The sequence below is a fragment of the Azospirillum sp. 11R-A genome (assembly GCF_049472615.1).
GTDB classification, from domain to species: Bacteria; Pseudomonadota; Alphaproteobacteria; order Azospirillales; family Azospirillaceae; genus Azospirillum; species Azospirillum palustre.
The window spans coordinates 169,038-183,613 of sequence record NZ_JBCEBL010000010.1; the positions used below are offsets into that span (position 1 = coordinate 169,038).

11 protein-coding genes are annotated in these 14,576 nt (G+C 67.6%); 4 read left to right on the top strand and 7 right to left on the bottom strand.

Features of this window, described 5'->3' with window-relative positions; genetic code table 11:
- Nucleotides 1–109: 109 nt before the first annotated feature.
- Both VH569_RS16120 and VH569_RS16125 read left to right on the top strand, forming a co-directional pair.
- Nucleotides 110–2,509, top strand: coding sequence for an LPS-assembly protein LptD (locus VH569_RS16120; RefSeq protein ID WP_423316244.1), 2,400 nt, complete (start codon nt 110–112; stop codon nt 2,507–2,509).
- 111 nt (nt 2,510–2,620) lie between these two features.
- On the top strand, nt 2,621–3,346 hold the full coding sequence (locus VH569_RS16125; RefSeq protein ID WP_109051560.1) for a hypothetical protein: 726 nt from the start codon (nt 2,621–2,623) through the stop codon (nt 3,344–3,346).
- Here VH569_RS16125 and VH569_RS16130 read toward each other — a convergent pair.
- The 4 genes from VH569_RS16130 to VH569_RS16145 are packed head-to-tail and all read right to left on the bottom strand — an operon-like array spanning nt 3,337 to nt 7,719.
- A complete protein-coding gene (locus VH569_RS16130; RefSeq protein ID WP_423316245.1) occupies nt 3,337–5,388 on the bottom strand; it encodes a tetratricopeptide repeat protein in 2,052 nt (683 codons plus the stop codon). The two genes, VH569_RS16125 and VH569_RS16130, sit on opposite strands and share 10 nt — an antisense overlap.
- A complete protein-coding gene (locus tag VH569_RS16135) occupies nt 5,385–5,753 on the bottom strand; it encodes a YdbL family protein (protein ID WP_423316246.1) in 369 nt (122 codons plus the stop codon). The genes VH569_RS16130 and VH569_RS16135 overlap by 4 nt, the downstream gene beginning before the upstream one ends.
- A complete protein-coding gene (locus tag VH569_RS16140; protein ID WP_377809366.1) occupies nt 5,753–6,001 on the bottom strand; it encodes a YnbE family lipoprotein in 249 nt (82 codons plus the stop codon). The genes VH569_RS16135 and VH569_RS16140 overlap by 1 nt, the downstream gene beginning before the upstream one ends.
- 8 nt (nt 6,002–6,009) lie before the next feature.
- A complete protein-coding gene (locus VH569_RS16145) occupies nt 6,010–7,719 on the bottom strand; it encodes an intermembrane phospholipid transport protein YdbH family protein (protein WP_423316247.1) in 1,710 nt (569 codons plus the stop codon).
- Nucleotides 7,720–7,915: 196 nt separating this feature from the next.
- On the opposite strand from VH569_RS16145, the gene VH569_RS16150 reads away from it, so the two are divergent.
- Nucleotides 7,916–8,485: a peptidylprolyl isomerase gene (locus tag VH569_RS16150; protein WP_423316248.1), complete on the top strand. Its 570-nt coding sequence runs from the start codon at nt 7,916–7,918 to the stop codon at nt 8,483–8,485.
- 87 nt (nt 8,486–8,572) lie between these two features.
- Here the strand turns inward: VH569_RS16150 and VH569_RS16155 are convergent, their stop codons facing one another.
- Nucleotides 8,573–11,233: a serine/threonine-protein kinase gene (locus VH569_RS16155; protein WP_423316249.1), complete on the bottom strand. Its 2,661-nt coding sequence runs from the start codon at nt 11,231–11,233 to the stop codon at nt 8,573–8,575.
- A gap of 346 nt (nt 11,234–11,579) precedes the next feature.
- On the opposite strand from VH569_RS16155, the gene VH569_RS16160 reads away from it, so the two are divergent.
- Nucleotides 11,580–12,476: an aldose 1-epimerase gene (locus tag VH569_RS16160; RefSeq protein WP_423316250.1), complete on the top strand. Its 897-nt coding sequence runs from the start codon at nt 11,580–11,582 to the stop codon at nt 12,474–12,476.
- Between the two features lie 98 nt (nt 12,477–12,574).
- Here VH569_RS16160 and VH569_RS16165 read toward each other — a convergent pair whose 3' ends face one another.
- Both VH569_RS16165 and VH569_RS16170 read right to left on the bottom strand, forming a co-directional pair.
- Nucleotides 12,575–13,432 (bottom strand): lysozyme inhibitor LprI family protein, encoded by an 858-nt coding sequence (locus tag VH569_RS16165; protein WP_423316251.1) that lies wholly within the window; start codon nt 13,430–13,432, stop codon nt 12,575–12,577.
- A 31-nt stretch (nt 13,433–13,463) separates the two neighbouring features.
- Entirely contained in the window at nt 13,464–14,351 is an 888-nt protein-coding gene (locus VH569_RS16170; RefSeq protein ID WP_423316252.1) for a hypothetical protein, read from the bottom strand.
- Nucleotides 14,352–14,576 lie beyond the last annotated feature (225 nt).

Genomic DNA, 14,576 nt, shown 5'->3' on the forward strand with positions numbered 1-14,576 from the left:
GGCGGCTGCGGCAGCGCTGCCACAGGGGGGACGGCGACACGGTGACATTGCCCGCGGAAGGGTCTTGAAACCGTTGACTTGGGCTTTCGCTTCCCCCAATCGTTCCGACATGCCCAAGCACGTCTCCCGGCGCGCCCGCGCCAAAGCTCCGACCGTCGCCAACCCCATCCTGCGCTCCGGCATCGTCGGGCTGATGGTGGCGTGTGGGGTCGCCGCCGTGGATCTGGCCCTTCCGGATTCGGCCCATGCCCAGACGCCGGCCAAGCAGGCGCTGACGCCAAAGCCGACTCCCAAGCCGGCCGATGGGCCGCTTCCGGGCAGCAAGCCCGCTGCTCCGGCCGCCCAGACCGGCGCGAGCGGCACCGAATCGAAACAGGACCCCGTCCTGCTGACGGCCGATCAGGTCACCTTCGACGAGGTGAACAGCGTCGTCACCGCCAGTGGCAATGTCGAGCTGGCCCAGGGCAAGCGCAGCGTCCACGCCGACAAGATCACCTACAACCAGAAGACCAAGGTCGTCACCGCTACCGGCAAGATCCGGCTGGTGGAGCCGTCGGGCGACATCGTCTTCGCCGATTACGCAGAGCTGACCGACGATCTGAAGGACGTGTTCATCGAGAACATCCGTGTCCTGATGACCGATAACGGCCGTATGGCCGGCAACGAGGGTGAGCGGCGCGAGGGCCGCCTGACGCGCGTCAGCCGCGGCGTCTACAGCCCTTGCGACCTGTGCAAGGAAGACCCGACCCGTCCGCCGCTGTGGCAGATCCGCGCCGTGCGCATCGTGCACGACAACGAGGAGCACGAGGTCCGCTATCGCGACGCGACGATGGAGATCTTCGGCATCCCGGTCGCCTACACGCCCTATCTGTCGCACCCCGATCCGTCGGTGGACCGCAAGAGCGGGTTCCTGACGCCGTCCTTCGGCAACAGCTCCAATCTCGGCGCGATCCTCAAGACCCATTATTACTGGGACATCGCGCCGGACCAGGACGCCACCTTCGACCTGCATTACTACTCGCAGCAGGGGCCCCTGCTCGGCGGCCAGTACCGCAAGCGGTTTGAGAGCGGCCGGCTGGAGTTGGAAGGTGCCATCACCCGCGGCGACGTGGCCAACACCACCATCGTGCCGAAGGAAACGCGCACCCGCGGCTATGTCGCGGCGCGCGGCCTGTTCGACATCGACGAGACGTGGCGCGCCGGCTTCGACATCAAGCGGGCCAGCGACCCGACCTTCCTGCGGCGCTATTACGATTTCCGCGAGGATTACCTGACCAGCAAGGCCTTCGTCGAAGGCTTCCACGGCCGGAACTATGCGGCGATCACCGGCTACAGCTTCCAGGACATGCGGTACGGCAACCCGATTCCGGAGCCCGTTACCCTGCCCTATGCGCAGTACAACGCGCTGGGCGAACCGGGCAGCCTGCTGGGGGGGCGCTGGTCTTTCGACACGAGCCTGCTGGCGGTGTCGCGCTTCCGGAACGCCGGCCCCGACACCCAGCGCGTCATGGTCCAGCCGGGGTGGGAGCGCAACATCGTCTCCAACGCCGGTTTCGTGACGACCCTGTCGGGCAGCGTGCTGGTCGCCGGCTACAAGGCACAGCAGTTCAACTACAACGACCCGACGGTCCGCGGCGACGACACCATCAGCCGCTTCCGCTTCTTCCCGCAGGGGCAGGCCACCGTCCGCTATCCCTTCGTCCGCTATGGCGAAAGCTCGTCCCAGCTGGTGGAGCCCATCGGCCAGCTGACCTTTGCGCCGAAGCTGCCGAACGGCCGCCTCTTCCCGAACGAAGACAGCCTGGATGTCGAGTTCGACGATGTGAACCTGCTTCAGCCCAACCGTTTCACCGGAATCGACCGGCTGGACGACGGCATGCGCTTCACCTACGGCTTGCGCGGAGCGATCTACGGCTACACCCAGGGATCGGCCAGCCTGTTCCTGGGCCAGAGCATTCGCCTGAGCGACAGCAGCGCCGGTTTCTCCGGCGATTCGGGCCTGGAGGAGCGGGTTTCCGATTATGTCGGCCGCCTGGATCTGCAGCCCGCCGACTGGCTGGACGTCAATTACGGCTTCCGCGTCGATCACGAGACCTTCCGTCCGCGCCGCCACTCGCTGAACGCCTCGGCCGGCGTGCCGCTGCTGCGTGTGTCGACCTCCTACACCTATGTCGACCAGACGACCTCCCGCACCGCGGTCACCCGCAACCGGGTGGAGCAGGCGAACTTCGGCGTTTCCTCGCAGTTCACCGATCGCTGGAACATCGGCATCGCCCATACCCAGGCGATGGAACCGCAGCCGGGTCCGCGCTCCAGCCTCGCCGTGCTGACCTATGGCGACGAATGCCTGCTGTTCCAGACCATCGCCCGGCGCGACTACACGATCAGCACCACCGGCGAGAAGGATGGCAACACCATCTTCTTCCGTCTGGTCTTCAAGAATGTCGGCGAGTTCAAGAGCCCGGGCATCAACGCCAGCTTCCTGGGCGGCGGGTCGGCCAACCAGTAATAGCGTTTCCTCGGGATAAGACGGCACAAACCAACGGCCAGGGGGTTGCATCCCCTGGCCGTTGCCATTAGCCATTAAGGTCCGACGAGACAGCCCGCCACGACCGAAATCATGACCCTGGGACGTTACGACTACGAAAGACGGTACCGCAAGCGCATGCGGGCCGGCGCGATCAAGTTCATGCTGCTGGCGGCACTCGTGCTGGGGGTCGGGCTTTTCTCCTACCAGATGGGAATCGAGCAGCTGAAGGGCCGCGACGTGACCCTGCGCGAGGAGATCGCCACGCTGTCGCGCCAGAAGGCGGAGCTGGAACTGCTCGCCAGTCAGATGCAGCATGCCGCCCGCACCGCCGAGGCACGCGCGGCGGAACTGGAAGGCCGCCTTCAGCGCGAGGTGCCGACCGGCGATCTCGCCAAGCTGAGCCAGCTGGTGGGGGAGCGGCTGAAAAGCGGGCTGGACGCCAACCGCCTCGCCTTTGTCATCTCGCAGGCCCAGGTGCCGCGAAACTGCCAGCCGACCGACACCAAGCGCTTCACGCTGAGCACCCCGCTGCTGAAGGGCGGCGCACGCGGCGTCACCTTCGGCAATGGAACCGTCACGGTCACCGGCGAGGGGCAATCGGCGCACAACCCGCAAGGCAACGCCGAAAGCTGGTTCGATCCGGGCCAGCCGGTGACGATCCGCATCACCGGCATGGGCGGCAAGGGCACCACGGTCAGCGGCGTTCTGCCTCTGCACCAGTCGCTGGTGGTCGACAACAGCGAATACCGCTTCACCATCGCCGCGGCCCAGCGCTCCTTCGTCGAGGTGACCGCCGACCGCTGCGCCTATCCCTGAGGCGGAACGGCGAATCCGCGCGGCGGCTCTCCCGCCGCGTGGATGTCCCACATGGTCGCGAACGCCGATTCGATGGAACGGGCGAACCGGTCGGTATCGAACAGCGGAGCGGTGGCGCAGGCCTGCTCCAGCCGCAGCTTCAGAGCGGCCAACTCGGCAGGCTGTTCCGCCAGCCGTTGCGCCGTCGCCTCATAGGCATCCCAGTCCGCCACCGCCAGTTTGGGCAAACCGACCGCGCGCAGCAGGCTGGCGGCGACCCGCCCGGCAAAGGACCGGCCGGGGACGCTCAGCACCGGCAGCCCGGCCCACAACGCGTCGCTCGCCGTGGTATGGGCCCCGACCGGGGCTGAATCGAGGAACAGGTCGGCCAGCCGGTGGCGCGCCAGATGCGCCGGTCCCGGAAGGCGCGGAGCGAAGATCAGGCGTTCCGGCGCGACACCGCGCTCCGCAGCCGCACCCCGCAGGTTGGCGGCGACCTCGGCCGGCCCGTCCAGCAGCCACAGGACCGATCCCGGCACGCGTTGCAGAATCCGGCACCAGCGACCGAACAGGTCCGGCCCGATCTTGTAGGGCGCGTTGAAGGCGCAGAAGACGAATCCCTCGGCCGGCAGCCCGCAGTCGGCGCGGCCCGGTGTCGGCCCAATGGAGCGTTGCCTGTCGTTCGGCTGGTAGCTGTCGGGCAGATGGACGATGCGCTCGCAGTAGAAACGCTGGTGATCGGCGGGCGCCACCACCGCGTCGGCGATGACGTAGTCGATGGCCGTGCTGCCCAGCGTGCCCGGATAGCCGAGCCACTGCGCCTGAACCGGCGCCGGCCGGTATGCGGCGATGCCCGGGCGGGCGTTCTGGGTGTGGCCTTTCAGATCGACCAGGATGTCGACGCCTGCCTCATGGATCAGCCGGGCTGCGGCCTCGTCGGTCAGGGCCGACAGGTCGAGAAGCCGGTCGAACCCGGCGACCAGCCGCTTGCGCAACGGCCCGCCATCGTCGGGGCCGTAGGAGCAGCCAATGATCTCGAAGCGGTCGCGGTCGTGCCGTTCGATCAGCTCGGCAATCAGCACCGCGGTGGCATGCTCGTGGAAATCGGTGGAGAGATAACCGATCCGCAGCTTGGCGCCGCGGTCGGTGCGCTTCGGAAAGCCGGGCCGGATGCCCCGCGTCTTCCAGCCGGAATAGCGCTCGGCACAGGCACGCTCCAGCGCAGGCCCCGCCCCTTCCCCCAGGACGATCCAGGGGTAAGCCTGCTGCGTCCGCCCCTCCCGTACCAGATCGACCAGCCGGGCGGACAACGCGCCCAGCCCAGCCCAGCGGCAGAGATGGCGGCGTTGCTGTACCAGCTGCGCCAGCACGCCACCGGCATCGGGCAGGCCGATGCGCAAAGCGCGGTCGAAGCCGACGATGCTTGCAGCCGCATCTTCCGCCGGGCCGCCGCGCTGGCCGCGCTCCTTCAACGCAAGGGCAAGGTTGGCCTGTCCCTCCGCCAGATCGGGCATCAGAGACAGGCAGGCACGGAAACCGGCAGCGGCGCGATCCAGATCGCCGCGGTCACGGTGCAGGGCGGCCAGGGCCAGCCGGGCCGGCACCAGCGCGTGGTCAAGCTCCAACGCCCGGCGTAGCGCTGCTTCCGCCTCGTCCAGCCGGCCAAGCTCGCGCAGGAGAACACCCTGGTTGCAGGGCGCCGGTGCGAAACCGGGCATCAGCCGGGCGGCTTCGCCATAGGCCGCGGCAGCCTCCGCCGGACGGCCGAGCGCCTGCAGGGTCACACCCCAATTATAGTGGTTGCCGCCGAAATCGGGGAGCCAATCCAGCGCCTTGCGGTGATGCGCCTCCGCCTCCGCAAGGCGGCCCTGACGCCGCAACGTTTCGCCGAGGTTGGAGCGGGCGACCGCCTCCTCCGGCGTGCCGGCCTGCCCCAGCGTGTCGAGTGCCGCGAACAGCGCCGACAGTAACGCCGCGTCGCCCGCTTTGCCGGCAAGGCGGCGGCGCAGGTCGGCGATGGCGCCCTTGTCGCTCTCCTTAAGGGTCGGCGGCGGCGAGGTCACTTGCGCTGCCACTCGCCCGCGGCGGTCATCACGAATTGTCCGGCCGGGGTGCGCTCGATCAACTGCTGGCCGGCAACCGCCTGGACCTTGTCCAACGCCGTGCCGTTGCCCTTGGCGATCTCCTGATAGCGGGCCAGGCGCTGGGCGTTCACCTGCTGCGCCAAAACCTGGGCGGAGGCGGGCGCGCCCGGAACCACGCCGACCATCCCGTCCGGACGCTCGCCCAGCTGCCCGGCGGCCTTGGCGGCGGCCAGCGCATCCTGGGCCAGCGCCAGTTGCGGCATCGCGACCGCCAGCAGTCCGGCAGCCAGGGTGGAGAGTGCGAGCCGGTTGAAATGCCGGCGGCTGATGGGGCTTCTCGTCATCACTTCTTCCCCTTCGTCGAAGAAGGCGCGGTGTCGGTGGGAAGACCGAACAGGGCGGGGTCGTTGCGGATCGCGTCGTCGACGTCGCGCTCCAGCTTGACCCGCACCTCCTGCTCGATCCGGACGTTCAGGTTGATCTCGATGGGCTTGTCGGGTGCCTCGATCTTCACCGTCGGGGCGCAGGCGGCAACGGAGGCGGAGATCAGCAGGGCAGCTGTCAGGCCTGTGTGGGAAAGTCTGGTAACCATGGTGGCGATCAGTGGTCCTTCTGGTCGGAGCCGGTCATCCGCTCCCGCAATGTGTCGGGAATCCGGTAGACGTCGAGGTTCTGGCGCAGAATCCGGTCGAGCGCGCCGGACAGCTTAAGGTTAAGCGCAACCGGATAGCCATCGTAGAATGACGGGTTGGCCCCGCGCAGGGAGAAGCCGGCGTTGAGTTCGCCGCCGGCCTGCCCGTCGATGGTGATCCGCAGGATTTCGTAATGGAAGTCGGTCAGGGCGCCCATCAGCATGGCGGTTGGGCTGCCTTCCTCCCCTTTCAGGCCGGATGGCGGCTGGGCGGGGTCGTAACGCAGCGTTCCGGGCCCCGCCGATTCGAGGACACCGCCGTTCAACGTGACCGTATCGCCGGCAAGGACCACGGGAAGGGTGCCGGCCAGCTTGCCGCTTGCCTCCAGCCCATCCACGGCAATCACCTCCAGCAGCTTTGCGGCATCGATGCCGGCGGCATGCAGGGTGACCGTCCCCTTCGGCTTGTCGGGCGACAGTTCGAACGGGTCGGCATGGAGCGTGCCGCCGGCCCAGCGCCACTCCGCCCGGTCGACATCGAGACGCCCGTCACGGCCATAACCGAACAGCAGCGTCCCATCGGTCAGCGGAATGCCGACATCCAGCAGGCCGATGGACAGCTTCTGCCCGACCGGGATCACCGGCGGCGACAGGCTGGACAGGGCGACCGTGCCGCTGACACCGGCGACCGTCACCGGACCGGCGGCGCCGGCCAATCCCTTGACCACCGCTTGGCCGGCCGTGGTCAGGCCCTTTGGGGTCAGGGAGAGTGTCGCCTTGCCGGACAGCGTGCCGGATGCTTTCTCCAGGAAGGTGGCACCCAACGGCGAGACCGCGGCGAGACCGGGTCCGTTCTCGGCGAGGCGGATCGGCTTCGCCACCGCCTCCAGCCGTCCGGTACCGGCGGTCTGGTCATAGGTGCCGTTCAGACCGACCGTAAGAAGACCGTTTGCGCCCTTGGCGGTACCGTCGATGGTCCACGGGCCCTCCCCCGCCTGAACCGCCTGCATTGTCACGGCCAGCGGTACGACGGGTGCCGGCTTGGCTGTGCTGGTCAACCGCGCGACGGCGGCATTCGCCCGCCGTCCGGTGCCCTCCTGCCCCAGCCGCAACACGACCTGCTCGGCCCGCAGACTGCTCGTCGGCATGTCGAGCCGCGGCGCTTGCAGCTCTGCCGCGACGGTCATGGAACCGGGCGCCCAGCGCAGAAGCTCACCCTTCTGCACGGCGCACAGCGTCGCCCCCTGCGGCAGGTCGAGACGCTGGCCGGAAACCGTCAGCCCTTCCGCCTTGGCCGGCAGGCAGCCGTCGGGGGTGACGGTCACGGCGCCGCCATCCGTCCCGACCACCAGCGCGCCGGACAGGATCAGCCGGCCCGACATTGGCAAATCCAGCGCCTTGGCCGCTGCTTCGAGCGGGCCGCTGTCGCCGGTGATTTCCAGCCGCAGCCCCTGCCATCCGTCGGCGATGCGCAGTCCGGTGACGGTCACCACGGCACCGGTGAAGCCGGTCCCGCGCAGCGCTTCGGTCGCTGTGGCGCCGATCAGCGCCGGGCCGGCCAGGATCACCCCGCCCAGCCCGACGACGCCAAGCGTCACCGCCACCGCCGTTGTCCCCGCTATCGCCCGCCCCAGCCTCAATGCCCCCACCCCTTCCCGTTCGATCGTCAGAACCGGCATGCCACGTCCACGCCCGGATGAACACCCGGACGAGCGGCCGTCATCCGTGACCTTTGGCAGATCTTTCGGGTGGCAGACCGGCCGGCCCGCCTATCGATTGGTCGGCCGGTCGAACTTCCCGCGAGCGCGGCTTTGCATTCCGCCGCTTTTCCCCTATGGTCCGGGGCGCGGATTTCGGCTCATCGGAGTGTTTCGCATGAAGCGGTGGACCCGCGCATTGCTGGCGGCTCTGTTCGCCACAATCTTCACTGTCTCGTTCTTTACAGTTTCTCAAGGGGAGGCGAAGGCCTTGGATCCGGAAAACACCATTTACCTCGACCTGAAGGACGGTCGCGTGGTGATCGAACTGCGGCCCGACCTGGCGCCGAACCACGTCGCCCGCATCAAGGAACTGACCCGCCAGGGCTTCTACAACGGCGTCGTCTTCCACCGCGTCATCGACGGCTTCATGGCCCAGACCGGCGACCCGACCGGCACCGGCATGGGCGGCTCCGGCCAGAAGCTGAAGTCCGAATTCTCTGCCGTTCCGCACATCCGCGGAACCCTGTCGATGGCCCGTGCGCAGAGCTACGATAGCGCCGACAGCCAGTTCTTCATCTGCTTCGCACCGTCCCAGTTCCTGGACCGCCAGTACACCGTCTGGGGTCGCGTGGTCGAGGGCATGGAGTTCGTCGACATGATCAAGAAGGGCGACAGCAAGCGCAACGGTGAGGTCTCGAACCCGGACAAGATCATCAAGATGCAGGTCGCTGCCGACGTGAAGTAACGTCGCCGCATCAGCCGACCGAAAAAAAGGGACCGGTTCGCCGGTCCCTTTTTTGTTGCGCACCGATTCCGAACCCGGATGCCGGCTTCAGCCGCCGGACAGCGCGTTGGTCATGGCCCGCAGCAGGTCCTTCATCGACTGCGGCCGGTCCTGCCAGCGCATGGACAGCCCCGACAGAAGCACCTTCTCGAATCCGGGGACCAGCGCCACCCCCAGCTCCGACGGCTTCGGCACCTTGTCGTTCATGAAGCGGGCGGTGGCGTCGGGCGGCGTACGGCCGGTCAGCGCCAGATAGATGGTGGCGCAAAGCGCATAGACGTCGGACCAGGGGCCTTGCCGCCCCTCATTGGAATATTGCTCCGGCGGGGCATAGCCCGGCTTGAGGATCACGGTCATGCCGGCCCCCGGACGGGCGGTCTGCCGCGCGGCACCGAAGTCCAGCAGCTTGCGGTCGCCGCCATTGGTCAGGAAGATGTTGTCCGGGCTGATGTCGCGATGGATCAGCCCCTGGTCGTGGATGGCCTGCAAGGCCTTGGCGATCGGCATCACAACGGCCAGGGTCCGCTTCACGTCGATGCGTCCGCCGCTGTCGACCAGATACTTCTTCATGGTGCGGCCCTCCAGCAGCTCCATGACCAGATAGGCGGTGCCGTTCTCCTCGAAGAAGTCCTGGACACCGACGATCTCGCGCACGTCGCGCAGTCGGGCGAGCGTCCGCGCCTCCTCCAGAAACTTCTCCAGGCCGGCGGCGAAGGTCTCCGCATGCTCGTCCGAGAAGGGGGAAACGGCAGCGGTGTTGGGAATCCGGGCGATCAGGTTTGCCGGGTAATATTCCTTGATCGCCACCTTCACCTGCAACCGGTCGTCCCAGCCCAGATAGGTGGCGCCGAATCCGCCCTGCCCCAGCACCCTCCCGGCCCTGTAGCGGCCATGCAGCAGCGTGCCGGGCACAAGATGCACGCCCGGCCGGTTGTCGGACTTTTCGGGGAAACCGCAGGCGGCACAGGTGCCAGCGCTCCCTTGGATGGTGTAGCAGCTTGGACACAGGCCGGGTTTCACCCCGGAAACCGGCTTCGACGATGCCGTTCCTGCCGGCTGGCGGCTGACCGGGTGAAGGATGGTCTCGGCACCGCGCATGCCTTTCGGCGGAGGTCCCTGCGGCGAAGGACCCTGGGGCGAAAGCTGCGCCACATCCACGGTGGGCTGCACGGCTGCCGGGGAAACGGGGGCGGCGGAAACGAGGGCTGGGAAAACAGGCGGCAGAACGGGCGGAGGGGCTGGTGCCGTCGCCAACTGGCGCAGCCGGTCCAGCAGTTCCAACAGGCGCCGGACCTCGGCCTGGGCGACCTCGCTCTCCGGCTGGGCAAGCTCGGCCTGGAACTGCGGTTGGCGGACGATCTCAAGGATGTGCTGGCGCATCAGCGGCAGCGCCCCGTCCTCGCGGATCAGACCGGAGCAGGCGACCTCCGCCAGCCGGACGGTGCGGCGGCGCAGGACCGGCTCCACCTGCCGCAGGCGGACGGCGAGCTGGCCGGTCTTCACATAATCGTCCACCGCCCGTTCGGCTTTTGCGGCAATCCGCTCGCAGGTGTCGGCCGGCAGCGGAGCGGAGCGGAGCGCCGCCAGCGCGCGGATGAAATCCCGCTCCAGCAGAGCCGTGTCGGGCGTCTGCACCAGCATGTTCTCGATCAGCAGCTCGTTGCAGACGGCAGCCTCCAGCGAGGCGACGATCTCGTCGGCATGCCGTTCGGCGGCGGGGGCCGCAGCGACGCGGGTCAGGTAATGGATGCGGCAGATCAGGTCCGATTGCCCTTCGCCAAGCCCGACGATCGACCGGCGATAGGCGCTGGCTCCACCCTGCTCCAGCCGGCGCGAATAGCGCACGGTCAATGCATCGGCCATCGCCGCACCGCCGATCAGCCCGTCGCGGGTCAGCAGATGGCCGACCAGCGTCTTCAGCATCTCCGCCTCCTGGTCGAAGGCGCCACGGCCCAGCGGCTGGGGCGCCTTCAACTGGCGGCGGATGCGGTCGAGCACCGCGGCTTTGGCCTGGGGAAGCTTGTTCTGGCGGAACAGGGCGTTCAGCACGCCGACGCGGTTCGGTCCGATGGCCTCCATGCCGATCCGGCCGAACAGCAGGTCGCACAGGGTTCCCAGCAGCGCGCCGGGCAGCAGGTTGGCACCGAACAGCTCCACACCTGCCGCGGACGAGGCCAGGATGTCGCCGATCACCCCATCGACGGCCGAAGCCAGCCGTTCGTCCCGATCCCACTGGTGCAGTTCCAGCAGCCGGTCCAGCTTGCCGTTCCAGCTCTTGAGGTCGACAAGTTCCAGGCCGATGGCGACGCGCAGGTCGTAATCCGCATCGCCGGTCGGTGTCTTGCTCCCCTGGGACAGCAGCCAGTCGACGGAGGTGCGGCCGCGCGGCATGGCGGCGAAGGCAACCTGGGCGACCCGAGCCTTAGCCCAGCTCTCGTCCACCGCCGCGCGGATGGCGCGGCGGCGAACCTGAAGATCCTGCCCCGGCGCGCGGGCCTGGATCGTCGCGATCCTGGTGATGGCCGCCTCGACCAGGGAGCCTTGCTCCAGACAGGATTTCAGCGGCTTGGCGAGATGGATCAGTTCCGTCGGCGTCAGAAGCAGCGGGTCCAGATACGACCGCATCGCCACCCCGATCACCAGACGCGCCGGCAGCGCATGGTAATCCGCCAGCGCGCCGCACAGCTCCGCCTCATCGAGCATAGCCATGGCCGGCTGGGGTGTCGGGATTGCGCGGCTGAGCTGGGGACTGGACACTCAGGGCCTTTCCATCAGGTGGCGGATGGTGCAGCCGGGGCGCAACAACGGCGCCGCGCCTGTGTTGTCGATCGAGCCGGCGTGCAGCACCGGCCAGGGCACACCGCCGGAACATACCGCCGGAGAAGCATGGTTGCGCAGCGAGGGTAAATGACGGGTGTACGATACCCGCATTTTTCATCAAAAACACAAGAGTTGTGTCAGCATTGCGCCATGCGGCCTGTTGACTGCGGGGCCCGTTCCCTTCGCTCTTCGCATGTGCGATAAAAAATCGGAACGCTGACGATGGGAGAAACGCATGATCCGGAACGGCACCATCATTGCGTTGCGACACGGGCCGATGACCGTCACGGCGGCCCCCCACTGCGGTGGCTCGCTGGCGAGTTGGAGCCTGTCCACCCCCGATGGTCCGGTGGAGCTGTTCCGGCGGGCGTCCGACCGGGCGCTGGCCGGAGATTTCGCCCCCGACATGGCCTATTTTCCCCTCGTCCCCTTTTCCAACCGCATCGGCGGCGGCCGCTTCGTCTTCCAGGGGCGCGAGGTGAGATTGGCGACCGATCCCGGATCGCCGCACCGCATCCACGGCCATGGCTGGTCAACCCCGTGGAACGTCGAGGCTGTGACCGACGATGCCTTGCGGATGGGCTTCACCCACCGGGCGGACGATTGGCCCTGGAGCTATCGCGCGGCGCAGACCGTGGCGCTGGACGGCGAGGGTCTGACCGTCACCCTGGACCTCATCAACGAGGCCGACAGCGACATGCCGGCCGGATTGGGCCTGCACCCCTATTTCGTCAAGACGCCGGGCAGCCGGGTGACCGCCGATGTCGGCAGCGTGTGGGAAAATGACGAGACCATCCTGCCCTGCCGCAAGCGCCCGCTGCCCCCGGCCTGGGATTTCCGCCACGGCGTGACGATGGACCGTGTGGCGCTGGACAATGGCTTCACCGGTTGGAGCGGTTCGGCGACGCTCGACCGCCCGCAGGAGCGGCTGCGCCTGACCATGCTCGCCGACGGGCCGGCCGCTCACCTGATCGTCTATGCTCCGGCGGACGAGCCTTACCTATGCCTGGAGCCGGTCACCCACATGACCGATGCGCTGAACCGCCCGCAGGAACCCGATGCCGGCGTGATCGCCCTGCCGCCGGGCGAACGGCTGTCCTTGACCGTCCGCTTCCTGCTGTCGCGGCTTTAGAGTGCGATCGGTTCAAGCGGAATCGCTTGAAGCGTGAATCACACGGAAAAACAAGAGGCTAGAGTCTGTCTGGTGCTTCAATAAGCATCAGACAGACTCTAGCGGCAGCGCACGAATTCAGCGGCGAAGGTCGCCGGCGGCTGCATGCGCAGGACCAGCCGGTCGAGGCGCGGCGAATCGGCCGGCAACAGCCGCAGGGTCGCCAGGGGTGCCGGGGTGCCTTCCGCCGGACCGGCGGGCAGGAGCGCCACCCCCCGGAGCGGATCGCCGTCGGCCGCCAGCGTGCCATTCAGCGGAAACTGCGGCAGCCGCGCATCCACCGCATGCAGGCCGCGGTCTGCCCCAATCTCCAGATAGGAGCTGCGGCAATCGTCGATGGCGGCGCGGTCGGTCGGATCGGCCTTGGCCCAGCGGCCGGCGAGCGTCGACAGGGCCACCTTGCGGCTGAACGGCGGGATATGCGGCTCGGGTGCGTCGAACCGGCGGGCGGCGGCACCGGTGACGGACAGCGGCAGGTCGCCGACCGGATGCGAGCGCGCCTGACGCTCCGTCTCCAGCGCGGCCGTGCGCTGGCGAAGAACGCGCAACAGGCAGTCGCTGCGGGTCTTGCTGGCCTTCGAGTCGGCAAGATCGGCCGCGGTTACCTGACAGGCCTCGTCCCGGCGTGCCCGCCAGACGGTCTGGGCATCCGCAATCGCCGCACGCCCGGTGTCGTCGGTGGTGGTCCCCAGCGCCGCCAGCGCGGCATCCATCGCCGCACCGGCCTCCGCAAGCTTCGGATCGCGGCACATCAGCTGCGCCACCGGGGTCTCCGCCGCTTCGCAGGCGGGCGCAGCCGGAGCCGCCGTTTCGGGCGACGGGGCCTCCGCCGAAGCCGAAAAGGCGGGGACCGCGGTCATGACCGCGAGCAGGGAGCCGGCAGCCAGAAAACCGCCAACCAGGGACAGGGCGCGCATCGCAGGAAACCTTGGATGGGGAAACGGGACGTCACGAAGCGGGGAAAGCCTCCAGCACGGCCTTGACCTGACGCTGGAAATCCTGGTCGGTGCGATAGCGCGTCACGACCGACTTGTCACGCTCCACGAAAAACAGCATGTCGTCGCGGCTGGGCAGCATGCGCGGGTTGGGCTTGTCCAGCAGCTCACCATTCCAGTCGACACGGGCCATGAAATAGACGGCTCGGGCGAACAGCATGAACAGCTTGTTGTCGGGCGCCAGCTTTTCCCGCCGGAGCAGAGCGAAATAGTAATAATTTCGGCCGTGGAAATAGCTGGTGTGGATGGCTTGCAACGCGGCAAAGCGCTCGTCGGGACTGTTGACCTTCTTGATCTGCTTTTCCAGCCGGAAGCCGGCGAAAAAATACTCCCGTGCTTCATGCTCGAAGGAGAAGGGACTGCCTTTGATCAGCGCCATCTGCTCGCCGTAGCGCTTCAGCGCACGGGTCATCAGCAACTCAAGAAAACGCCGTTCCGCCGCATGTGTGTCGGAGATGTTCGGCAGCATCTCGAACACATGGCGCAGGTGATAGGGATGGCGCACGACGACGATGGGAACCGACAGCTTCTTGCTCTTTGCCGGCGCCCGTTTCTCCGCAACCAGCGTGACGGCTGGCGACAGCGACGCCATCGTCGCCTGGATGGTGTCGTACAGCTTCCAGCGCAGGCGGGTCTCCGCCGACTGGCTTCCCAGATTCATTTTGGCAAGAAAGCGCTTCACCCGGCTGCCGAAGGTCTCTTTCGGCAGCTTGTGCGTCGGTAGGTTGGGCACGACCAGCGGGTTGCCGAGGATGTCGGCCGGAGGCGGCAGCGGCTTGAAATTGAAATATTTTCCGGTGACGACTCCCCGCCCGGCGCCGCCCGGACCCGCGTCGCCCATACCGCCGGAACCCCGGTTGCCGCCCGCTGATGAAAAAGCCGCCACCGACACCATCCAGACGCGAATCCCCGCCGCAACGCCAGCCCGTTCGCTTAGGATATAAAGGGTAACGCGAACGGAAGAAAGCCGCAGCGCGCGTCACAGGCAACTTCGTGACTTTTTCGCAACTGCGGTAGGATCGGCGCCGGGGCACCCTGTCGGGGCGGATTTATCGGTGTTACCGTT

Excerpts from the sequence above, each read along its gene's own strand:
- VH569_RS16145 (WP_423316247.1), bottom strand. The coding sequence starts at position 7,719 with ATGCCGGTTCTGACGATCGAACGGGAAGGGGTGGGGGCATTGAGGCTG.
- VH569_RS16155 (WP_423316249.1), bottom strand. The coding sequence starts at position 11,233 with ATGGCTATGCTCGATGAGGCGGAGCTGTGCGGCGCGCTGGCGGATTAC.
- VH569_RS16125 (WP_109051560.1), top strand. The coding sequence starts at position 2,621 with ATGACCCTGGGACGTTACGACTACGAAAGACGGTACCGCAAGCGCATG.
- VH569_RS16165 (WP_423316251.1), bottom strand. The coding sequence starts at position 13,432 with ATGCGCGCCCTGTCCCTGGTTGGCGGTTTTCTGGCTGCCGGCTCCCTG.
- VH569_RS16135 (WP_423316246.1), bottom strand. The coding sequence starts at position 5,753 with ATGACGAGAAGCCCCATCAGCCGCCGGCATTTCAACCGGCTCGCACTC.
- VH569_RS16150 (WP_423316248.1), top strand. The coding sequence starts at position 7,916 with ATGAAGCGGTGGACCCGCGCATTGCTGGCGGCTCTGTTCGCCACAATC.
- VH569_RS16140 (WP_377809366.1), bottom strand. The coding sequence starts at position 6,001 with ATGGTTACCAGACTTTCCCACACAGGCCTGACAGCTGCCCTGCTGATC.
- VH569_RS16170 (WP_423316252.1), bottom strand. The coding sequence starts at position 14,351 with ATGGGCGACGCGGGTCCGGGCGGCGCCGGGCGGGGAGTCGTCACCGGA.
- VH569_RS16160 (WP_423316250.1), top strand. The coding sequence starts at position 11,580 with ATGATCCGGAACGGCACCATCATTGCGTTGCGACACGGGCCGATGACC.
- VH569_RS16120 (WP_423316244.1), top strand. The coding sequence starts at position 110 with ATGCCCAAGCACGTCTCCCGGCGCGCCCGCGCCAAAGCTCCGACCGTC.